The sequence below is a fragment of the Mesorhizobium calcicola genome, from assembly GCF_042682105.1.
In the GTDB taxonomy this organism is placed as follows: domain Bacteria; phylum Pseudomonadota; class Alphaproteobacteria; order Rhizobiales; family Rhizobiaceae; genus Mesorhizobium; species Mesorhizobium calcicola.
On the sequence record NZ_JBHUGY010000005.1, the window covers coordinates 1 to 21844 of the forward strand.

The 21844-nt window shown below is 65.5% G+C and carries 19 protein-coding genes and 2 pseudogenes; 16 read left to right on the plus strand and 5 right to left on the minus strand.

Translation table 11 applies throughout. The features are described from left to right. The first annotated feature begins 585 nt into the window (after positions 1–585). The 3 genes and pseudogenes from ACFSQT_RS03055 to ACFSQT_RS03065 all read left to right on the plus strand — a co-directional run. Positions 586–990: a 6,7-dimethyl-8-ribityllumazine synthase gene (locus ACFSQT_RS03055; RefSeq protein ID WP_379016984.1), complete on the plus strand. Its 405-nt coding sequence runs from the start codon at positions 586–588 to the stop codon at positions 988–990. A 35-nt stretch (positions 991–1025) separates the two neighbouring features. Further along, positions 1026–1519: pseudogene (locus tag ACFSQT_RS03060) on the plus strand (transcription antitermination factor NusB); the annotation flags it as partial. A gap of 205 nt (positions 1520–1724) precedes the next feature. After that, positions 1725–2273 (plus strand): annotated as a pseudogene (locus tag ACFSQT_RS03065) (substrate-binding domain-containing protein); the annotation flags it as partial. A 10-nt stretch (positions 2274–2283) separates the two neighbouring features. On the opposite strand, the gene ACFSQT_RS03070 reads toward ACFSQT_RS03065, so the two are convergent. Then, positions 2284–3225 carry an alpha/beta hydrolase gene (locus tag ACFSQT_RS03070; RefSeq protein ID WP_379016941.1) on the minus strand — a complete coding sequence of 314 codons (942 nt, stop codon included), beginning with the start codon at positions 3223–3225 and terminating at the stop codon, positions 2284–2286. A gap of 10 nt (positions 3226–3235) precedes the next feature. After that, entirely contained in the window at positions 3236–4369 is a 1134-nt protein-coding gene (locus tag ACFSQT_RS03075; protein WP_379016942.1) for a Gfo/Idh/MocA family protein, read from the minus strand. Between the two features lie 202 nt (positions 4370–4571). Between ACFSQT_RS03075 and ACFSQT_RS03080 the strand changes: the two genes are divergently transcribed. The 10 genes from ACFSQT_RS03080 to ACFSQT_RS03125 are packed head-to-tail and all read left to right on the plus strand — an operon-like array spanning position 4572 to position 14076. Then, positions 4572–5918, plus strand: a complete 1347-nt coding sequence (locus ACFSQT_RS03080) for an ABC transporter substrate-binding protein (RefSeq protein ID WP_379016943.1) — start codon at positions 4572–4574, stop codon at positions 5916–5918. Positions 5919–5922: 4 nt separating this feature from the next. Continuing rightward, positions 5923–6855, plus strand: coding sequence for a carbohydrate ABC transporter permease (locus ACFSQT_RS03085; protein WP_379016944.1), 933 nt, complete (start codon positions 5923–5925; stop codon positions 6853–6855). Next, positions 6852–7688: a carbohydrate ABC transporter permease gene (locus ACFSQT_RS03090; protein WP_379016946.1), complete on the plus strand. Its 837-nt coding sequence runs from the start codon at positions 6852–6854 to the stop codon at positions 7686–7688. Before ACFSQT_RS03085 ends, ACFSQT_RS03090 begins: the two co-directional genes overlap by 4 nt. Before the next feature lie 5 nt (positions 7689–7693). After that, positions 7694–8515 carry a sugar phosphate isomerase/epimerase family protein gene (locus tag ACFSQT_RS03095; protein WP_379016947.1) on the plus strand — a complete coding sequence of 274 codons (822 nt, stop codon included), beginning with the start codon at positions 7694–7696 and terminating at the stop codon, positions 8513–8515. A gap of 11 nt (positions 8516–8526) precedes the next feature. After that, positions 8527–9603, plus strand: coding sequence for a Gfo/Idh/MocA family protein (locus tag ACFSQT_RS03100; protein WP_379016948.1), 1077 nt, complete (start codon positions 8527–8529; stop codon positions 9601–9603). Next, complete coding sequence (locus ACFSQT_RS03105) at positions 9603–10421, plus strand: sugar phosphate isomerase/epimerase family protein (protein ID WP_379016949.1); 819 nt, start codon at positions 9603–9605, stop codon at positions 10419–10421. The genes ACFSQT_RS03100 and ACFSQT_RS03105 overlap by 1 nt, the downstream gene beginning before the upstream one ends. Beyond that, the gene (locus tag ACFSQT_RS03110) at positions 10421–11251 is read left to right on the plus strand and encodes an alpha/beta fold hydrolase (RefSeq protein WP_379016951.1); all 831 of its coding nucleotides are present in this window, start codon (positions 10421–10423) and stop codon (positions 11249–11251) included. Before ACFSQT_RS03105 ends, ACFSQT_RS03110 begins: the two co-directional genes overlap by 1 nt. Beyond that, a complete protein-coding gene (locus ACFSQT_RS03115; RefSeq protein WP_379016952.1) occupies positions 11248–11970 on the plus strand; it encodes a ribulose-phosphate 3-epimerase in 723 nt (240 codons plus the stop codon). The genes ACFSQT_RS03110 and ACFSQT_RS03115 overlap by 4 nt, the downstream gene beginning before the upstream one ends. Then, complete coding sequence (locus ACFSQT_RS03120; RefSeq protein WP_379016954.1) at positions 11967–12989, plus strand: ROK family protein; 1023 nt, start codon at positions 11967–11969, stop codon at positions 12987–12989. The genes ACFSQT_RS03115 and ACFSQT_RS03120 overlap by 4 nt, the downstream gene beginning before the upstream one ends. Further along, positions 12982–14076 (plus strand): ABC transporter ATP-binding protein, encoded by a 1095-nt coding sequence (locus ACFSQT_RS03125; RefSeq protein ID WP_379016955.1) that lies wholly within the window; start codon positions 12982–12984, stop codon positions 14074–14076. Before ACFSQT_RS03120 ends, ACFSQT_RS03125 begins: the two co-directional genes overlap by 8 nt. A gap of 74 nt (positions 14077–14150) precedes the next feature. Here the strand turns inward: ACFSQT_RS03125 and ACFSQT_RS03130 are convergent, their stop codons facing one another. Then, positions 14151–15479, minus strand: coding sequence for a dicarboxylate/amino acid:cation symporter (locus ACFSQT_RS03130; RefSeq protein WP_379016956.1), 1329 nt, complete (start codon positions 15477–15479; stop codon positions 14151–14153). A 325-nt stretch (positions 15480–15804) separates the two neighbouring features. Here ACFSQT_RS03130 and ACFSQT_RS03135 point away from each other — a divergent pair, with 325 nt between their 5' ends. From ACFSQT_RS03135 to ACFSQT_RS03145, 3 genes are all read left to right on the plus strand, one after another. Next, complete coding sequence (locus tag ACFSQT_RS03135; RefSeq protein ID WP_379016957.1) at positions 15805–17625, plus strand: sensor histidine kinase; 1821 nt, start codon at positions 15805–15807, stop codon at positions 17623–17625. Continuing rightward, entirely contained in the window at positions 17622–19013 is a 1392-nt protein-coding gene (locus ACFSQT_RS03140) for a sigma-54-dependent transcriptional regulator (protein ID WP_379016959.1), read from the plus strand. Before ACFSQT_RS03135 ends, ACFSQT_RS03140 begins: the two co-directional genes overlap by 4 nt. 68 nt (positions 19014–19081) lie before the next feature. Continuing rightward, positions 19082–19504, plus strand: coding sequence for a GNAT family N-acetyltransferase (locus ACFSQT_RS03145; RefSeq protein ID WP_379016961.1), 423 nt, complete (start codon positions 19082–19084; stop codon positions 19502–19504). Here ACFSQT_RS03145 and ACFSQT_RS03150 read toward each other — a convergent pair. Together ACFSQT_RS03150 and ACFSQT_RS03155 are read right to left on the minus strand one after the other, a co-directional pair. Further along, positions 19501–20616, minus strand: a complete 1116-nt coding sequence (locus tag ACFSQT_RS03150; protein WP_379016962.1) for an anhydro-N-acetylmuramic acid kinase — start codon at positions 20614–20616, stop codon at positions 19501–19503. The genes ACFSQT_RS03145 and ACFSQT_RS03150 overlap by 4 nt on opposite strands. Before the next feature lie 10 nt (positions 20617–20626). Then, positions 20627–21634, minus strand: a complete 1008-nt coding sequence (locus ACFSQT_RS03155) for a serine hydrolase domain-containing protein (protein WP_379016963.1) — start codon at positions 21632–21634, stop codon at positions 20627–20629. Positions 21635–21844: the final 210 nt, after the last annotated feature.

The window sequence follows — 21844 nt, forward strand, 5'->3', positions numbered from 1 at the left end:
GGCAACTGACACTCGAAGCACTTGCTGATGCTGGATGCTGGACCGCGTGATCGACCATCCGGCAGTGCAGGCATGGGCAGACAGCCTGACAATGAAAAACCACTTCCGTCACCACGCTGGATGAGCTGAAGTGGACAGCAAGGCCTTGTCCAATCTGGTGCGCCTTCACTGATTTTCGTGCACGTGGTAAATGACCGGCAGCGTGCACGTACGGTACAATCTCTGACGGCGCTGCGCCCGCCCGACTGATCGAACATCCGCGGATCGGCGAGAGACTGGAAGAGTTCGAGCCACGTGAAGTTCCGCCGTCTTTGGGCGGGCAATTACGAAGATGCGCTATGAGATCCACAGAATCGACTATCGACGTGCGGCGTCTATGGCACACACGAGAGGATCGATAGGACATGAGCCGCAGTTCGGCAATTGGACTCTGTCCTTCGGACAAAGCTTCGAACGACATAAATCGCGGCTTCGGCCTAAGTCCACCGGCTCGCCGGAGACGTGACCGCAAAATGCCCAGGAACGAGAAACTCAAGCTGCTGATCCTCGAAGCCCGCTTCTATGATGATCTGCTGACGGACGACGCTGCTCGACTGCGCCAAGGCTGCGCTCGACGAAGCCGGCGCCAAATACGACGTCGTCACCAAAGTGCCGCGCGCTGGAAATTTTACCGGCCGTGATCTCCTTCGCGCTCGATGCCCGCCGAGGGGAGGGCATCTGACTATGATGGTTATGGTCGCGCTTGGCACGTCATCCGCGGCGAGCACGCATCATTTCGACATCGTCGCAACGGCAGCCGCACGTGCCCTGATGGATATGTCGGTGCAGGAATCGCTTTGCATCGGCAACGGCATCGTCCCACTGCAGGGAATGTACGAACAGGCCTGGACACGCGCCGGCGCAGGAAGGCGACAAGGGTGGCTTTGCAGCCGCGTGCGCACATCACCATGGATTCGCCGTGAAGAAACGGCTTGGAGCCTCACGGCGTGACGCAATCTCGGAGACAATGACCGAGCCACCGTGCGCGCCAGGCCACCAAGCGCGGCGCCGTGCCCGGCTGGCCGCCGTGCAACGGCACTCTATCAGATGGATGCGCGGCAAGCGGCGCGTCTTCGAGATCACCAAGCCGAATACGAGGCCTTTCGTCTCGGCAAGGAAGTCGACGGCGCACTCTAGCGCGAGGCCGATGGCGCAATGGTTCTCGCGCCATCCACGGGTGTCGTCGAGAACCAGAAGAACCGGCGATACCCGGGTGATCATGTGAGAGCCGCCAGGCACTGAGCGAGGATTGCCGCGTGTCGAGGCTGCGATTCGACGACTGCGACGCATTCTGCGCGCCGGCGTCTACGAGCTGATGGAGCGCGAGGATGTCCCGTCGCCGTCATCGTCTCCGCATATGTCGACATCGCCAAGGCCTTCTACGAGGAAGATGAGCCGACGCTGTGTCAATGCCGGGCTTGACCGTGGTGTCTCGCGCCGGGTGCGTGGCGAAGGGGCGACGGCGAAGGGCGCATCATGACAGCAATCGCCGTAGCGGCGGGCAGGGCGGCGAGTCGCGCCCGCTTTGATCCTCGCCCAGGCATCGCAGGCGATCATCGGCTCGGACCGCCCCATCGCCATTTCCATGCGCTGGCCGGGCAATATCTGACTTGGTGCCCGACAATCGCTGGCAACGGCAGGCCGGTCACCGCTTCAACATCGGCGTGGCGCTCGGAGGCGCGCGCAACGACAACCACCAGAGCACGTCGACCATGGTCGACTATCTCAACCGGTCCGGAGAACCGCCTGTCTATGTCGACATTCCGCATGTCAACCACAATTCGGGTGAGCGGCTGCAAAGCTATATCGCGACGATGCAAGTCGCCGATCTGGAACCCGTCGTCGTCGACGCGGCGCGCGACTACACCTGGGACTTCGAGCGCATCGGCCATGAATGGATGGAAAGGACACTCGATGCTGGCGGTCTGCCCGGCCGCACCATCCTGTGCGCCAATGACCGTCTCGCCTTTGGCGTGATGTCGGCCGCGTTCTCGCGCGGCCTGAAGATCGGCCGCAAGCCCGATTGCGATCTGCGCGTTGCCGCGCATGACGATCATCCGTTGAGCCGTTACACCTGTCCGGCGCTGACCACCATGGCGCAGGATTTCGCCGCCATGGCCGGCCGCAGCGTCGAGATTCTATTGGCCCTGCTGGACGAGGCCGACCCGCCAAAGCAGGGCTTGGCACGCACGGTCAAGCTCGGCGCGACCCTGGTGATGCGTCAGTCGGCCTGAGCGTGCACCGTCAGCGACTCTCGAATTGGCGCCAGGCAGCCACCGCCTCGGCCACCGCTTGCCGCGCGGCCGGGATATGGCGTCCCATCGAGACGAAGCCATGGATCTGGCCCGGCCATTGCCGCACGATCTGCGGGACGCCGGCGGCCTGCAGGCGCGCTGCATAGGCTGCCCCTTCGTCGGCGAGGATGTCGCAGCCGGCAAGCGCGACGAAAGCCGGCGCGACGCCGGCGAGATCAGGCGCCAGCAAGGGCGAGACGCGCCAGTCCAGAATGTCATCCGGTGCTCGCACATAGTGGTCGCGGAACCATGCCATGGTGGTTGCCGTAAGCCCGAAACCGTCGCCGAAGCGCCGGTAGCTGTCGGCCGTCTGCCGCGCATCGGTGTTGGGATAGATCAGGATCTGCGCGGCAAGCGACGGCGCCAGCCCGTCGCGCGCAAGCAGCGCCAGCACGGCGGCGAGATTGCCGCCGGCGCTGTCGCCGGCAATGGCGATGCGGTCGCGATCGATGCCGAGACTGACGGCGTTCTCCGCCATGAAGCGGAGCGTTGCCCGAGCATCCTCCAGCCCGGCGGGAAATTTGTGTTCCGGAGCCAGGCGATAGTCGGGACAGACAATGACGGCGTTGCCGAGATTGGCCAGCCAGCGGCAGATCTCGTCATGCGAATCGAGATTGCCGACGACCCAGCCGCCGCCATGCAGATAGAGCAGCGCCGGCGCGCCGCTCGGTGGTGCGCCGATGCCGCGATGGATGCGGACCGCGATGGGGCCGTTCGGCCCGTCGATCCGCTGTTCCGAGGTCGCGGCAGTCGGCGCGTGTTCGCCCTGTTGCGTCGGGAACGAGGCGTTGTAGGCGGCCCGCGCCGCCGCCACGCTGCCGTTCTCGAACGGCTCGCCGCCGGTCGCGCGGCCGATTTCGAGGACGCGCAGCGCATCCCGGTCGAGCGTCATCGTCATCTCCTCAGGCAAGAAGGTCGCTCGCCTCTTCCTCTGTCAGCAGGGCCGGCTGGGTGACATCGCCCGCGACCGCGACCGAGCCCTGGCTCTCGCCGGAACGCAGGATCGCCTCCATGATCTCAAGCACATGCAGCGCCACATTGCCGGACGCGCGTGGCGTCTTGCCGGTCTGAAGCGAGCGCACCAGATCGGCGACGCCGAGCATGCGATAATTGGCGCGGTCGGGCGCCGCATAGGGCCAGTTGCGGGCGCCGTAAAGTTCGCCTTCGCTGGGGAAATCCTTCCAGTCGGCGCCGCATTCGGACAGCGACACGGTGCCGCCGAACGTGTCGGGATCGGGCAGGCGCAGCGAGCCTTCCGTGCCGTGCAACTCGATCGGGTGGTTGGAGTGGCGAAAGACGTCCCAAGAGGCGCCGAAGGTGACGGTCGCGCCGGAGCGGAATTCGAGCAGCGACAGCACGTTGGTCGGCGTGCCGACCTTGAATGTGGTGTTCCTGAACGGCCCGTCGGCGGTGATCAGCCGTTCTTCCTGGCCGCGCGTCGCCATTGCCATGACGCGCTCGACCGGACCGAGCAGGTTGACCAGCATGGTCAGATAGTAGGGCCCCATGTCGAACACCGGCCCGCCGCCCGGCTGGTAGTAGAATTGCGGATTGGGGTGCCAGTGCTCCATGCCGCGGCCCATCATGAAGGCTGTGCCGGTGACCGGACGGCCGATGGCGCCGGCGTCCATCAGCCGGCGCGCCCGGCGCCCGGCGGCACCGAGGAAGGTGTCTGGCGCCGAGCCGAGCTGCAGGCCGCGCGACTTCGCCTCGCTGACCAGGAGCTGCCCGTCGGCGGCCGAGGTGGCGAGCGGCTTTTCGGTGAAGACGTGCTTGCCGGCCGAAAGCGCCGACATGGTGACGTCGAAATGCACGGCGGGGATGGTGAGGTTGAGAACGAGGCCGATTTCGGGATCGGCGAGCAAGGCATCGACGCTCATTGCCCTGATGCCGTATTCACGGGCCCGCAGGGCGGCCGCGTCGGCCGAGATGTCGGCGCAGGCCTTCAACTCCACGCCTGCAAAGAGTGCTGCGTTGCGCATGTAGGTCATGGCGATGTTGCCGCACCCTATGATCCCTACACCAAGCTTTTCCATTCGTCCTCCAGTCGGCCGCCGTCCGTCATTCAATGCCGGATCGGCGGTTCTTCGTCCACGTCGTGGCGATCCTTCGCCCACGTCATAAGCACATCGATGCGCCATTATGCAGTTTAAATCTTGACGCGCGACAATTTTTTATAAATCATGTGCGAAGTTGGACGGGCGGGAGTGGCTGCCGTCAACTCTGGGAGGACTACAAATGGACAAGTCAAGGAAGGGGCCGCGCGGCGGCTCCAAGTCGATAGGGCATGTCACCATTGCCGATCGCCGGCAATTTCTCATCGGTTCCGCCGGCCTTCTCGGCGCGGCGGCGTTCGGAGCGGGAACCTCGCTCGGCATCGGCCGGGCGCGTGCCCAGAGCCGGGCCGAAATCTCGTTTGCCAGCGCCGCCTTCTTCGGCAAGGAGACCTTCGGCGACCTGATCAAGGCCTTCAACGAATCGCAGGACCGCATCCTGGTCAAGAACATCGAATTGCCGCCGCCGAGCTCCTCGACCGAGGTCTACCAGGGCCTGGTACAGCAGCTCGCCCGCCGCACCGGCACGCCCGACGTCTTCAGCCAGGACGTGATCTGGATCGCCGGCTTTGCCGCCGCCGGGTGGGCGCTGCCGCTGGACGAGTATTTCCCGGCCGACAAGCGCAGCGCCTACTTCACCGGGACCCTCGATGCCTGTACCTATGGCGGCAAGCTCACAGCCCTTCCCTGGTTCATGGATTCGGGCATGTTCTATTACCGCAAGGACGTGCTGGAAAAGCATGGCGGCAAGGTGCCGGAAAGCTGGGCCGACATGGCGACCATTGCCGCCGCCGCGCAGAAGGCCGGCGATATCGATTTCGGCTATCTCTGGCAGGGCAAGCAGGCCGAGGTTCTGGTCTGCGACGCGGTCGAGATCATCACCTCCAACAGCGGCGCCATCCTGGCGCCCGATGGCAAGTCGTCGCTGATCAACCAGAAGGGCGCCGTGGATGCGATCCAGTTCCTGCACGACACCATCGCCACCAACAAGATCAGCCCACAGGATGTGCTGTCGTGGGACGAGGAGCCGTCGCGTCAACCCTTTACCTCGGGCAAGGCGATGTTCATGCGCAACTGGTCCTATGTCTATCCGATCGCCCAGGACGCCAAGGCTTCCCAGGTGGTCGACAAGGTCGGCGTCGCGCCGCTGCCGTCGTTCCCCGGCGGCAAGAGCTCGGCCTGCCTCGGCGGCTACCAGCTCGGCGTCAATGCCAACTCGAAGCAGCGGGAAGCCGCGATCGAACTGTTGACCTGGCTGTCGTCGACCGAGATCCAGCATCGCATCGCGCTGAACTTCGGCCTCGCACCGACACGGCCGGCGCTGTTCCAGGACGCCCAGATCAAGAAGGAACAGCCGTTCATGGCCAGCCTCGAGAAGGTGTTCACCGGCGCCACGGCGCGGCCGATCACGCCCGAATACGCGAAAGTGACGTTGGCCCTGCAGTCCGGCATCTCCAAGGCGCTGGTCTCCGGCAACATCCAGGCCGAGATGGACGCGCTGGCGGGCCAAATCAACAAGATCGTAGGCTGAACCAATGTCCGCGGCCGCCACACTTCCAGGCATCGGCCGACCGCGGAGCCTTGGCAAGGCGCTTCCCGGCGCCTTGTGGGCCCTGCTTCTGCTGACGCCGGCCTTCGTGTCGCTGGCGTCGGTCTCCTTCTACCCGATCGTCAACGGGCTCTACCTGTCGCTCACCAACACCTCGCTGATCACGCAGGAGCAGGATTTCACCGGCTTCGCCAACTATGTGGAGCTGTGGGGCGACCCGCAGTTCTGGAATGCCTGGTGGCACACGATGTGGTTCACCGCCGCCTCGACGGTGCTGGAGACGGTGATCGGGCTCGGCATGGCGCTTATCCTGTGCGAGACTTTCAAAGGGCGGGGGCTCGTCCGCGCGGCCATGCTGGTGCCGTGGGCGATGCCCACCGTCGTCACCTCCAAAATGTTCGGCTGGCTGTTCGACGGCCAGAACGGCATCGTCAACTACATCCTCCTGCATGCCGGGCTGATCGACCAGAACATCAACTGGTACGGCTCCCCCGACACGGCGATGATCACCATCATCATGGCCGATGTCTGGAAGACGACGCCGTTCATGGCGCTGCTGCTCCTGACCGGGTTGCAGACCGTGCCCAATTCGCTGATCGAGGCGGCGCGCATGGATGGCGCCAAGGGCTGGATCACCTTCTGGTATATCCGCCTGCCGCTGCTGATGCCCACCTTGCTGATCGCCGGCCTGTTCCGCGCGCTCGACGCCTTCCGCGTTTTCGATCTCGTCTATGTGCTGACCGGCGGCGGCCCGGCCGATTCGACGGAGACGCTGTCGACGCTGTCCTACAAGGTGCTCTTCTCGACGCTGCAGTTCGGCTACGGCTCGGCCGTCTCGACGGCGATGTTTGCCACCGAGGGCATCATCGCGCTGGTGTTCTGCCTCTACCTCATCCGCCAGATCAGGAGAGCGCAATGAACGACACGCGCTCGCCGCCGCAGACTTTTCTCATCTATCTCGGCGCCGTGCTGATCCTGGTCTGGTCGGGCGGTCCGTTCATCTGGCAGTTCTCGACCTCGTTCCAGCTCGACAAGGCGCTGACGTCGGGCTCGCCGTCGCTGATCCCGCATCCCTTCACGCTCGAGCACTACTACAACGCCTTCGTTGAAAAACAGCTTCACCGCTATGTCTGGAACTCGCTGGTGGTCTCGCTGGCGACGACCTTCCTGTGTCTGTTCGTCGGCTCGCTGGCCGCCTTCGCGCTGTCGCGGCTCAACATCAAGGGCCGCTTCGGCATTCTCATGGTCATCCTTTCGGTATCGATGTTCCCGCAGATCGCGCTGGTTGGGCCGCTCTATCTGGTCGCCACCAATCTCGGCCTGCTCGACACCTACACGGCGCTGATCATCACCTATCTGGCGCTCGGCCTGCCGCTGGTGACCTGGGTGCTGTTCGGCTATTTCGAGACGCTGCCGCGCGAGATCGACGAGGCGGCGCGCATGGACGGCGTCAGCGTGCCCGGCCTGCTCTGGCGCATCATCCTGCCGATGTCGCTGCCGAGCCTGGTGACCACCGGCCTGCTCGCCTTCATCACCGCGTGGAACGAATTCCTGTTCGCGCTCGCCTTCACCTCCAACATCGACCGGCAGACGATCCCGGTCGGCATCGCCAACTTCACCAACCTCTATTACGTCCCCTGGGGCGATATCGCCGCGGCCTCCGCCGTGGTGACCGTGCCCTTGATCCTTCTGGTGCTGTTCTTCCAGCGCCACATCATCGAAGGCCTGACCCAGGGTGGCGTCAAGGAATGAACGACATGACGAAGACGAAGCTAAAGGTCGGCTGCCAGACCTTCACCTGGGAGATGCTGGGCAAGGCCTGGACCGGCGGCCCCGACGATCTGTTGAAGGCGATAGGCGATGGCGGCTACGCCGGCATCGAGATCACCGACACCATGATCGGCGACTATGCCGCCAGGCCGGCCGAGTTCGCTGCGGCGCTCGGCGCCCGAGGCCTCGACTTGGTGTCCTTCGCCTTTGGCTCCAAGAGCGGTTTCACGCTGAAGGAAGCGCTGGAAAGCGACCTCGAAGCCGCCCGGCACTGGGTTGGCTTTGCTGCGAATTTTCCCGGCGCGCTGGTGTCGATCGGTTCGGCGACGGTCGTCTCCGATGGTCCGCGCGAAGACAAGTTCGCGATAGCAGCCGAATTCTACAATCGCGCCGCCGAGATCGGCCGCCAGGCCGGTGTGGATGTCGCGGTGCATCCGAGCTCGCATCACAACACGCTGCTGTTCGACCGCGCCGACTATGACACGATCTTTGCCTTGCTCGACCCCGATCTGGTCGGCTGGGTGCCGGATACCGGCCATATCCTGCGCGGCCACGAGGACATGCTCGACACGCTGCGCACCTACCGCGACCGCATCCGCTACATTCACCTCAAGGACGTCGACGCCGAGGGCACCTGGGCCATGCTCGGCAAGGGCGTCTGTGACACCCCGGCGGTCATCGAGATCGCCGGCACCGCGCCGCGCTTCACCGGCTGGCTTGTGCTCGAAGAAGAATCCGACACGGCCGCCGCCGAACCCGCTGGCGCGGTCATGACCAACCGCCAGACAATGCGCTCCTACGGCGCCTGAAGAACGAGACGATGATCAAGAAACAGGACAGACGCCTCAGGGTCGGCGTGCTCGGCTGCGGCCCCATCGCGCAGTTCGCGCATCTCGAATCCTGCGTGAAGGCGGGCAATGCCGATCTTTACGCCATCTGCGACGCGGCACCCGACCTGCTTGCCCGCATGGGTGCCACCTACGAGCCGCGCAAGATGTATGCCGACTATGACGCGATGCTCGCCGATCCGGAGCTGGAGGCGGTGATCGTCGCCACGTCGGACGCCTATCACGTGCCGATGTCGATCAGGGCCCTCGATGCCGGCAAGCATGTGCTGTGCGAAAAGCCGATCGGCACCTCAGTGGAAGAGGGCGAGGCCCTGGCCGAGGCGGTCAGGCGCTCCGGCAAGGTCCTGCAGGTCGGGCATATGAAGCGCTTCGATCCGGCGCTGGAGGCGGCGCGCGATTTCGTCCGCGACGAGATCGGCGAGGTGCTGGCACTGAAGGCCTGGTACTGCGATTCCACCCATCGCTACACCAACACCGATGCCATCCAGCCGCTGCCCGTCACCAGCAAACTGGCGAGAAAGCCGACCGGAAATCCGAAGGCTGATCTCCGGCAATATTTCATGCTGGCGCATGGCTCGCATCTGGTCGACACCGCGCGCTTCCTGTGCGGCGATATCGTCGCCGTGCGCGCCCGCCTCAACGAGCGTTTCGGCGCCTATTGCTGGTTCGTCGAGACCGAGTTCGCCAGCGGCGCGCTCGGCCATCTCGATCTCACCGTCGCCGTGCGGATGGACTGGCACGAAGGTTTTCAGCTGTACGGCGAGAACGGCTCTGTCATCGCCAGGACCTTCAACCCCTGGTATTTCCGCGCCAGCGAGGTCGAGATCTTTCACGAGAAGACCGCCACGGCGCACAAGCCGCTCGGCGCCGACGGCCATTTCTTTCGCCGCCAGTTGGAAGGTCTTGCGCAAACGGTGCTGGACGGCGTGCCAATGCGCGGCGCCAACGTCGAGGACGGCATCGCCTCGATCCGCGCCATGGTCGCCATTGCCCGCTCGGTGGAGACCGGTGAGCGTGTGGAACTCGCCTCGGTTTCGGGAGCGGTCTGATGCGTCTCGGCATCTTCGCCAAGACATTTGCGGGCACCGAGCCGGCCGCGGTTCTCGCGGCCGTGCGGCAGGCTGGCTATGAGGCCACGCAGTTTAATCTCGCTTGCGCAGGCCTGCCGTCGATGCCGGATGCCGTGCCTGAAGCGGCCGTTTCTGCCATTCGCGCCGCCGCGCAATCGACCGGTATTTCGCTCGCAGCACTTTCGGGCACCTACAACATGGCGCATCCCGACAAGGCCGTCCGCGACGATGGCCTCAGGCGGCTCGCCGTCGTCATCGAGGCTGCTGCCGCCCTGGACATTCCCCTGGTCACGCTCTGCACCGGCTCGCGCAACGCCGCCGATCAATGGGCATATCACCCCGACAATGCCGATCCGGCCGCCTGGGCCGATATGGCCGCCGGGATGGCGGAGGCGCTGGCACTGGCCGAACGGGCCGGCGTCGATCTCGGCATCGAACCCGAGCAGGCCAACATCGTCACCTCCGCCAAGGATGCGATCCGGCTGATCGCCGAGATGGGATCGAAGCATCTGAAGATCGTGCTTGATCCGGCCAACCTGTTCGAACACGCGACGCCTGACCAGGCGCGCGCCATCGTCGCCGCCGCGATCGACGAGGCTGCCGGCCACATCGCCATGGCGCATGCCAAGGACCGCCATGGTGACGGCCGCTTCGCCACCGCCGGGCAAGGCATTGTCGACTTCCCCGATTTCGTCGGACGGCTGAAGGCGACAGGCTTCGACGGGCCGCTCGTCACGCATGGCCTGTCCGCCGACGAAGCTCCCGGCGTCGCCGCCTTGCTGCGGAGGCTCCTCTGATGGGCGCCGCGCCGACGATCATGCTTCGCGACGATGCGGCACTTCGTGTCTTCGATATGGGGCAGGGTCTTCCCGTCGTTTTCCAGCATGGTCTCGGCGGCGATGCGGCGCAGGTGGCGCAGAATTTTCCCGACAGCCCGTTGTGCCGCCGGCTGACCGTCGAGTGTCGCGCACAAGGTGGCTCCGGTGCGGGCTCCAGGCGGCCTTTTTCGATCGTCATGTTCGCAGAAGACGTGCTGGCAGCCACTGATGCGGCCGGTCTCGACCGTTTCGTCGCCGGTGGCGTCTCGATGGGCGCGGCGATCGCGCTGCGGCTTGCAAGTCTTCATCCGGATCGCGTCCTTGGTTTGGTACTGGTGCGTCCAGCCTGGACCTTCGATGCCGCGCCGCAGAACATGCGCCCTTATGCGGAAGTGGCGGAACTCATCCGCGAACTGCCGCTCGATAAAGCGCGCGCGGCCTTCGCGGCCTCCGTCACCGCAGCCCGCTTTCGCAAGGAAGCACCGGACAATCTCGCTTCGCTGCTCGGCTTCTTCGAGCGCGACAACGCTGCCGTCTTCGCCGCGGTGATGCAGGAGATCGCAAACGATGGGCCTGGCATCACGCGGGCTACGGCCGCAGGGCTCACTATCCCGACGCTGGTCATCGGCAGCGGCGTCGATCTCGTCCATCCGCTGGCGGCCGCGCGAGAGCTCGCCGACGCCATCCCCAACGCCGCCTTTGCCGAGGTGACGCCGAAGGCCACCGACAAGGATCGCCATTTCGCCGAGGTCCGCGCTGCCATCGCGGGCTTCCTCGCTGATCGTTTCAAAAACCAGGACCAGTCATGATCTCGAAACTTCTCTCAGGCCCGGCCGCCATCGCCGCATTGCCGCGCGATCGCATGATCGCTGAATTCTCGCTGTGGTCCGCCGACCTCGTCAATTTCGAGAGCGACCTGAAGCGCATCGAGCCCTATGTCGACCTTCATCACATCGACGTGGCGGACGGTCATTTCGCGCCGTCCTTCCTGTTCTTTCCCGATCTCGTCGCCCGCATCGCTGGGATGACGGCCAAGCCCATCCATGTCCATCTGATGGTTGACGAGGGAATCGTCGAGGCCCAGACGCGCCAGTTCATCGAGGCCGGGGCTGACATGATCAGCGTCCATGCCGAGAATGGCGAGGCGGGATTGCGCGCCGTCCGGCTGGCGCGGCAACTCGGCGCCGAAGCCGGCGTCGTGCTCAGGCTGGAGACGCCGGTCGAGACGGTGACGCCTTTCGTCTCCGAGGTCGCTTTCGTCACGCTTCTCGGAACCGCAATCGGCGTCAAGGGCCAGAGCCTGTCGGACAAGGCCTGCGACAGGCTGGGTGCCGCCCGCGCCATCCTGAAACAAGCCGGCCGCGAGGCGGAAGTGGTTCTTGCCGCAGATGGCGGCATCCGCCACGAGACCGTGCCGTTGCTGCGCGCCGCCGGCGCCGAAACCGTGGTTCTCGGCTCGCTCGCCTTCGGCGACAAGGACCTGGCCGGCCGCATTGGGTGGCTGCATGGGCTGAAGGTCGCGGCATGACCAACGAAGCCGCCCTTGCGATCGATCTTGGTGGTACGGAGCTTCGTGCCGCCCTGGTCGACCGCGACGGCAAGATCCTGGCATTCGCCGCGGTGCCGACGCAGGCACAGGCTGGCCCCGACGTGATTATCGGCCAGATCGAGGCGCTGGCTGCAACGGTTCATGGCGACGCACCGGCACTCGCCGTCGTCGGCGTCGGCGTCGGCGCGCCGGGACCGCTCGATCCACTGGCCGGCATTGCCGTTGGACCGCCGACACTTGCCGGCTGGCAGGACGTGCCGCTTGCCGACATCCTCGAGCGGCGGCTCGGCCTGCCGGTGCGGCTGGAAAACGACGCCAATGCCGCCGCGCTCGGCGAATGGCGTTTCGGCGCCGGTCATGGCGCCCGCTCGCTGGTCTTCGTCACGGTTTCCACCGGCATCGGCGGCGGCGTCGTCGTCGACGGCCGCATCCTGCATGGCCGCCGCGGTCTCGCCGCCGAGATCGGCCACATGACCATCACCAATGAAGGCGAGCGTTGCATGTGCGGCGTCGTCGGCTGCTTCGAGGCCATCGCCTCGGGCACCGCACTTGGCCGCCGCGCCAATGCCGCGACAAAGCCCTTTGACGGCTCCGCGCTGCGGCGCCTTTCCGGCAACGCCGAGGTGACCGGCCGCCACGTGGTCGAGGCGGCAAGGCTGCAGGACGACCTCGCCATGGCCCTGCTCGATGAGGAAGCACGCTGGCTGGGCATCGGCTTCACCAATCTTTTGCATCTCTATTCGCCAGACGTGCTGGTCGTCGGCGGCGGCATTGCCAATGGCCTCGACCTGATGGCGCCTGTCATCGAGGCGACGATCAGGCAACGGGCCATGCGCGCCTATCGCGACGTGCCGGTCGTCCAGGCGCAGCTCGGCCGCCACGCCGGGCTGGTCGGCGCCGCCAGCCTTGTCCTGTTCGATGACGGCGGCACGCTGGCGGCACGCATGCCTGTCGGTCCAAGCACATATCCGGACACGAGGAGGGACTTCAATGGCTGAGCTCAAGCTGCGCGGCGTGCGCAAGTCCTATGGCAATGCCGAGGTGATCAAGGGCGTCGACCTCGATGTCGGCGACCGCGAGTTCGTCGTCTTCGTCGGCCCGTCGGGCTGCGGAAAGTCGACGCTGCTGCGCATGATCGCCGGCCTCGAGAAGATCACCTCCGGCGAGCTCATGCTTGACGGCGCGCGCATCAACGAGGTCGATCCTTCCGAGCGCGGCCTCGCCATGGTGTTCCAGTCCTATGCGCTCTATCCGCATATGACGGTCGCCGAGAATATGGGCTTTGCCTTGAAGATCGCCGGCCTGCCGGTGACCGAGCGCGACGCCAAGGTCAAGGCGGCGGCCGAGGTGCTGCAGCTGTCGCACCTGCTCGAGCGGCGGCCGAAGGAGCTTTCCGGCGGTCAGCGCCAGCGTGTCGCCATTGGCCGCGCGATCGTGCGCCAGCCGAAGGTCTTCCTGTTCGACGAACCGCTGTCGAACCTCGACGCAGCACTTCGCGTCAACATGCGGCTGGAGCTGATGCAACTGCATGAGCGGCTCGCCGCCACCATCGTCTATGTCACCCACGACCAGACCGAGGCGATGACCATGGCCGACAAGATCGTCGTCCTCAATGGCGGCACGATCGAGCAGGTCGGGTCGCCGCTCGACCTCTATGCCAGACCGGCCAATGTCTTCGTCGCCGGCTTCATCGGCTCGCCGAAGATGAACATGCTGCCGGTCAGGGTCATGTCGGCCAAGGCGGATGGCGTTGAAGTCGCCTTGCCGGGCGGTGCCAGCCTCGTCGTTCCGGTCGAGGCTGGAGGACATGCACCGAACAGCGAGCTGCTGCTAGGCATCCGGCCGGAGCATCTCCGCATCGCGGATGCCGGCCAGTTCAAGGGCGAGGCGGTGCTGGCCGAACGGCTCGGCGGCCTGACCATCCTGCATGCCGACATCGGCGAGACGACAAGGCTGGTCGTGCAGACCGAGGGCACCGATATGACGCCGCTGCACAGCCCCATTGCGCTGCAGGCCGACCCCTCCCGCTGTCATCTCTTCGCCGCCGACGGCAAGGCGCTGGCACCGCTGCGCAAAGCCGCCTGACATCGTTGTGACCTGTACGGCAAAGGCCGGAAGCCATGGGCTTCCGGCCTTTGATTGGTGTTGAAGCGCTCGGATTACTCGGCGGGAACGATGTCGGCCGGCAGGCTGTCGTCGGCCGTGCCTGCCAGTGCCCTGGCGAGCTTGGCCTCGTCGAGCTCGCCTTCCCAGCGGGCGACGACCAGCGTGGCGACAGCGTTGCCGACGAAGTTGGTCAGCGCCCGGCACTCCGACATGAAGCGGTCGACGCCGAGGATCAGCGCCATGCCGGCGACCGGCACCGCCGGAACCACCGAAAGCGTCGCGGCAAGGGTGATGAAGCCGGCTCCGGTGATGCCGGCGGCGCCCTTGGAGGAAAGCATCGCAACCAGCAGCAGCAGGATCTGGTCGCCCATCGACAGGTGAATGTTGGTCGCCTGTGCGATGAACAGCGCCGCCAGCGTCATGTAGATGTTGGTGCCGTCGAGGTTGAAGGAATAGCCGGTCGGGATGACCAGGCCGACCACCGAGCGCTTGGCGCCGGCTTTCTCCATCTTTTCCATCAGCGAGGGCAGGGCGGCTTCAGAAGAAGACGTTCCCAGCACCAGCAGCAGCTCTTCCTTGATGTAGCGGATCAGCGACAGGATGGAGAACCCATTGTAGCGGCAGACCGCACCCAGCACGACGAACACGAACAGCAGCGACGTCACGTAGAAGGTGCCGACCAGCATGGCGAGGTTGATGACCGCGCCGATGCCGTATTTGCCGATGGTGAACGCCATGGCGCCGAAGGCGCCGATCGGCGCAGCCTTCATCAGCACGCTGACCAGCTTGAAGATCGGCGTCGTCAGCGCCTGCAGGAAATTGAGGACCGGCGCGCCCTTGTCGCCGACCAGCGCCAGCGAAATGCCGAACAGCACCGAGAAGAACAGCACCTGCAGGATGTCGCCGTCGGCGAAGGCACCGACGATAGTCGTCGGGATGATGTTCATCAGGAACCCGGTGACCGACTGGTCATGCGCTTTGGCGGCGTAGGTGTTGACGGTCGAGGCGTCGAGCGTCGCCGGGTCGATGTTGAAGCCGGCACCCGGCTGCACGACATTGGCCACGACAAGGCCGATGATGAGGGCCAGCGTCGAGAAGGTGAGGAAGTAGAGCATCGCCTTGCCGGCGACACGCCCGACTTTCTGCAGGTCGCTCATGCCGGCGATGCCGGTCGCCACGGTCAGGAAGATGACCGGGGCAATGATCATCTTGACCAGCTTGATGAAGGCGTCGCCGAGCGGCTTCATGCTCTCGCCGATCGACGGATAGAAGTGACCGAGCAGGATGCCGACGGTGATCGCGACGAGCACCTGCACGTAGAGTTGGGCATAGAAAGGCTTGCGCTGCGCGGAAGGCGCGCCTGATTGATCTGCGATATGCATCGAACTCTCCCTGCCGGATGGGGCGGAAATGCACCGCCCTGCGTGACTTCTCCCATCGCGGCGCTCCGGTCGCACGCCGCTGCAAGGACTTTTGCAAGCGCTGTGCCAGATCGATGAAAGGCCGGAATCCCGGAATTTCTGCGGTTGTCCGGTGCTTTGCGGCAAATGCCTGTGCGGATTTCCGCACAGGCAGCGTTTGCCTGGGCGGAATTTCGCATTACACTGGCCGCCAAGCTGCGAAGAAACGGGGCCGCGAAGAAAAGGGAGAGGGCAGACGCCGCAAGCAGGCACCGATAGCGGGTCCGCAGGGTTTCCCGGCCGTGAATTGCTGCGCGAGGCGGCGGCCCGGCTGCGCGATGGCCGCTGGCGTGTCGTGGTCGTCGCTCTTGCGGTTCTGGCTGGCGCGATCGCCATCGCCGGTCGCATCGCCTCCGGCCAGGCGGCCGACAATCTGCGCGACGGCGCACTTGCCGCCTTGCCGCTGGCGGCGGGAACCCTGACCGGCGAAATCGAGAAGCAACGCCTGGTTCCATTGGTGCTGGCACGCGACGATGCGGTGCGCGGGGCGCTGCGCCGGGCCGGAAAGATGCAAGAAGCGGCCCTCAACGACAAGCTCAAGGCGATTGCCGGCGATGCGTCGGCGTCCGCCATCTATGTCATCGACACGGAAGGCATCGCGATAGCCGCCAGCAATGCCGGCGAGCCGACGAGCTTTGTCGGCATCGACTATAATTTTCGCCACTATTTCCAGGAGGCGATGGCCAACGGCGCCGCCAGCCAATATGGCCTCGGCACGATCAGCGGCCGGCCGGGCCTCTACCTTGCCAGCCGCGTCGACGATGGCGCCAAGCCGCTTGGCGTTGTGGTGCTGAAGGTCGAACTCGACCGCGTCGAAGCCAATTGGCGCTCCAGCGGCTTTCTTGTTTTCGTCACCGACGAACGCGGCGTGGTGCTGGCCACCAGCCAGCCCGAATGGCGGTTTCATGCCCTGGCACCGCTCTCGGCCCAGGACGCCGCCGCCGCCCGCGAGCAACTTCAACTGGCCGATGCCGGCTTCGAACCGCTGCCGTTGCGACGCGGTGCTGGCGACGGCCTGGCGACAATCGACAACAATGGAAAATCGCGCCAGTTCGTCGAGGTCGTGCAGGATTTGCCGGGAGCAGTCCCCGACTGGCGTCTGTGGCTGCTCACCCCCGCCGACGCCGCGCTCTCCTCCGCTGCCAACACCGCGCGCCTGACCACGCTGTTGGGCCTGCTGCTTCTGGGGCTGCTTGCCTTCGTTCTCACCCGGCGCCGGCGCGCCCGCCGGCTGCGGCAGGAGGCACTGGCGCGCATGAATGCCGAACTGGAGAGCCGGGTCAGCATGCGAACGGCCGAGCTGACGCGCTCCAACACGGCACTTGCGGGGGAAATCGCCGAGCGCGAGAACGCGGAAGCCAAGGTCCGCCGGCTGCGCGACGACCTCGCCCAGGCCAACCGGCTCTCCATCCTCGGCCAGATCGCCGCCGGCGTCGCGCACGAGATCAACCAGCCGGTCGCCGCCATCCGCACCTACGCCGAGAACGCCGGCCGCTTTCTCGACACCGGCAAGACCGAGCCGGCCAGCGGCAATCTGACGTCGATCGTTTCGATGACCGAACGCATCGGCGCGATCACCAGCACCTTGCGCACCTTCGCCCGCCGGCCTGGCGTCGCCGCCTCGCCGCTCCCGGTGCGCGAGGCGATCGACGGTGCGCTGTCCCTCCTGTCCGGCCGCATCCGCGATTCCGGTGTGACCATCGTCAAGCCGCGCGGCAATGCGTCGCCGGTGGTCATGGCCAGCCGCATCCGGCTCGAACAGATCCTCGTCAACCTGCTGCAGAACGCGCTGGACGCCATGAAGGACCAGCCTGATCCCCGCATCGAGATCGACATCGCCGAGCGCGAGGACAGAGTGCTGATCTCGGTGCGCGACAATGGTCCCGGCCTCGGTCCGGAGGCCGCCGGCAATCTGTTCATGCCGTTCCAGACCACCAAGGAGAAGGGGCTTGGCCTCGGGCTGGTGATTTCGCAGGAGATCGCCCAGGAATTGGGCGGCACGCTGCGGCTCGATCCCGGCAGCGCCGGCGGCGCGTCCTTCACCATCGACTTGAGGCGAATTGAATGACGGACGCATCCGGGCCGGTGGCGCTCGTCGACGACGATGCGGATTTGCTGCACGCCACCACGCAGTTGCTCGAACTCGCCGGCTTCACGGTGACCGCGCTCGACGCCGCCGAGGCAGCGCTTGCCGTCGTCGACAGGGATTTCGAGGGCGTGGTCGTCAGCGATATCCGCATGCCCGGCATGAACGGGCTGCAGCTGTTCGGTCGCATCAAGGCGATCGATCCGGACATACCGGTGATCCTGGTCACCGGGCATGGCGACGTCGATCTCGCGGTGGCCGCGCTCAAGGATGGCGTCTACGATTTCATTCCGAAGCCCTATGCCGGCGATCGCCTGGTCGAGGCGTTGAGGCGGGCATCGGAAAAACGACGGCTGGTGATGGAGAACCGGCGGCTGCGCGAAGCCGCGGCGCTGGCCGCCGACGGCCTGCCGCTGATCGGCGAGGCGCCCGCCATCAGCCGGCTGCGTGAGACCTTGCGGCAGATCGCCGACATGGATGTCGACGTGCTGGTGGAAGGGGAGACCGGAACCGGCAAGGAAGTGGTGGCGGACCTCCTGCACCGATGGGGCCGGCGGCGCGCGAAACCCTTCGTGGCGCTGAATTGCGGTGCGCTGCCGGAAACCGTCATTGAAAGCGAGCTGTTCGGCCACGAGGCGGGCGCGTTTACTGGTGCGCAGCGGCGACGGATCGGCCGCATCGAGCATTCCAGCGGCGGCACGCTGTTCCTCGACGAGATCGAATCCATGCCGCCGGCTCTCCAGGTCAAGCTGCTGCGCGTGCTCGAAACGCGCAGCGTCACCCCGCTTGGCTCGAACGAGACCCGGCGCGTCGACCTCAGGGTTGTCGCGGCAACCAAGGTGGATCTCAGCCGGCAGGATCAGCGTGGCGATTTTCGCGAGGATCTCTATTTTCGCCTCAACGTGGTGACGCTGCGCATCCCGCCATTGCGCGAGCGACGCGGCGACATCCCGATGCTGTTCGGCCATTTCCTCGGCAAGGCCGCAGAACGGTTCGGCCGGCCAGTCGCGAAGGTGAACGCGGCTATCAGCGATCATCTGCAGTCGCATGCCTGGCCGGGCAATGTGCGCGAGCTCGCGCATTTTGCCGACCGCGTCGCGCTCGGTCTCGGCCCGGACGACGAGACGAAAGCGGTTCGCGCGCACTTGCCGGAGCCTGCGGCCACGCTGCCCGAACGTGTCGGCCACTACGAGGCGCAACTCATCCGTGACGCGTTGCGCGATCACGGCGGCGATGTGCGCAGCGCCATCGACGCGCTCGGCGTGCCGCGCAAGACCTTCTACGACAAGCTCAAGCGCTACGGCATTGCCGCCTCCGAGTTCCGCAATGGTGGCGATCCGGATCCGCAACCTGTTAGGGGCCAGAGATAGAAATTGCGGTGAGCGCCGTGCCCCTCGTAGCGCTGCGTCGTATGCAACCGCGCATCTCGGAAAAAGCCATGAAGACGACACTTGAAACGACCGCAAATCCCTTGCCTGAGGAACTCACTTTTCTCGCCGAACGGCTGACGGCGTTCAATGACGCAGATGTCGGCGCTTCCGAAAGGAAGGCCCTGGCGGTGTTCGTGCGCGACGAGGATGGCGCGGTCGTCGCCGGCATCTCGGGCTACACCGCCTGGGGCTGGCTTTACGTGCAATGGCTGTGGGTCGATGAAAGGCTGCGCGGCCAGCACATGGCCGGCAATATGCTGGACGCGGCCGAACAGGAAGCGGTGGCGCGCGGCTGTCGGAATGCCTGGATCGACACCTTCAATCCAAACGCCGCCAAGGCCTATCAGCGCCAGGGCTATAAGCCGTTCGGAACACTTGCCGATTTTCCCGTCGGCCGCAGCCGCATCTTCTTGCAGAAGACGTTGGTTTAACCGGCGAGCTTTCCGCCGCGCATCGGCTGCGGTGCGCCGGTTGTGCTCGGGAAACTGATCGGCAGGCCTCGCAGCACACGAACCGCGAGGAAAGCAAAACACTCCGCCTCCACCGCGTCGCCGCTCCAGCCAAGCGTCTCGGCCTGCACCACCTCGACGCCGGCACGGCTGGCGAGCATTGCCATCATTGTCGGGTTGTGGCGGCCACCGCCGCTGACCACGAGTTTCTTGGGCCGGCGCGGCAACAGGTCGAGCGCCTTGCCGACGGCGGCGGCGGTGAAAGCGGTGAGCAGGGCCGCACCGTCCTCGGCGTTCAGGCCATCCGCCATCGCGGCGCCGAAGTCGAAACGGTCCAGCGATTTGGGATAGGGCTTGATCAGATAAGGATGCTGCAGCAGCCTGGCGAGCCGCGCCTCGTCGACCTTGCCCGCACGGCCAAGCGCGCCGTCGCGGTCCATGTCGCCGAGCCCTTTCGATTTGATGAAATCGTTGAGCGGCGCGTTGGCCGGTCCGGTGTCGAAGGCAACGACATTGTCGAGGCCGTCCCACCAGGTGATGTTGGCGACGCCGCCGAGATTGAGCACGGCCACCTCGCCACTGGCGCCGGCGCTGCGCATCAGCGCGGTGTGATAGGCGGCGGCCAATGGCGCGCCTTGCCCGCCGGCGCGCATGTCGGCCGAGCGGAAATCATAGGCGACCTTGGTGCCCAACAGGGTATGCATCAGCTCGCCGTCGCCGAGCTGCCTTGTTTGGCCGAGTCGGCCCACTTGTGGGGCGCGATGCAGCACGGTCTGGCCGTGAAAGCCGACGACGCCGATATCGGCCATCCTCATCCCATAGCCTTCGACGAGTTCCTTGACCGCCGCCGACTGCGCACGCGTCAGGGCTTCTTCCGCCTTGCGAAAGATCGCCGGCTCCGGCCCGGTGAAATTCCAGGCCCTTGCCTCGTTCAGTGTCTCCTCCAGCAGGGAGCGGATCGAAGGGGGATAGGGCATCAGCCGATAGGTGCCGAAATCGTCGATCCGTTCGCCATCGGTCTTGATCAGTGCGACGTCGATGTTGCCGTCAAGCACGGTGCCGGTCATCAGGCCGACGGCCCAGATTGGTTCCATGGTCACTTCCCTAACAATCCCCGTTGACAAGGTCGCCGACCGCCTGTCGAAGCGAAGCGATTTCGCTGTCGAAATGACGTGTCGGATGGATCCGGTTGGTGAGCAAGGTCCAGGCCTTGCCCCTGTCGAAGTCGATCCACAATCCCGTGCCGGTGAAGCCGGTGTGGCCGATGGTTCCGGGGCTGCACAACGCCCCGCCGGACCAGCCCTCATGGGGGCGCTCCCAGCCATGCGTGCGGGTGGCCGACAAGGGCGTTCGCATCAGCGCGATCGAACGCTCGCAAGCGCCGGTGCCATCCAGCAGCCCCTGCGCGAAAACGAGGACGGAAGCGGCTGTTCCGAACAGGCCGGCATGACCCGCGCCTTGCAGTGCCGAGCAATTGTCGTCATGGACCTCGCCGGACAGCACGCGATGGCGCCAGGTGCAGTCCTCGGTCGCCGCCGACGCATCCGGCTCAGCGGAGAAGGCAAAGCCGGGGCCGGGATCCATGTCCCGGATCGTCTTTCCCGACAGCCGCTCCAGCGCGAAGCCGAGCAGGATGAAGTTGATGTCGGAATAGACCGGGTCGCGAGCCCGCCATTCGCGCTGCAGGATGAAGGCACGCAGCAGCTCGGGGTCGCGCCCATAGGTGTAGATCGGTTCGACCGCGGGAAACGGCGTCTGGTGGCCAAGACACTGGCGGAAGGTCACCTTCCGCTCCCAGGCCTCTTGATCATACTGGCGCAGGTCCGGCAGCACCGAGATCAGCGGCGCATCGAGATCGACGATGCCCTCTTCCGCCAGCGCCAGGATGCGCGGCGTCGTGAAGATGACCTTGGTCAAGGATGCCAGGTCGAACCATGTGGCGTCCTGCATCGGGCGCGGCGTCGGCACCAGCTGGGCCGAGCCGATCGACCTGACCATGCGTTCGCCATTTCTGTCGACAATGCCGAGCACGCCGCCGGGAATGCGTTTGGCGGCCACTGCAGCTGCCAGCGGTGCGAACGCTCGATCGAAGAGCTGGGCGAGGGCGCTCAATGCCGGGCTCCGTCTGAAAGGCAGCGTTCCGTCCCACCCCCCTCTGTCCTGCCGGACATCTCCCCCGCAAGGGGGGAGATCGGCAGTTCGTGCGCGCCGCCAGCCTTCAAACTTTGAAGATTGGCGAAGGCCGATGCGACATCCAATCTCCCCCCTTGCGGGGGAGATGTCTGGCAGGACAGAGGGGGGTGCTGTCCCGCCGACCCTGCA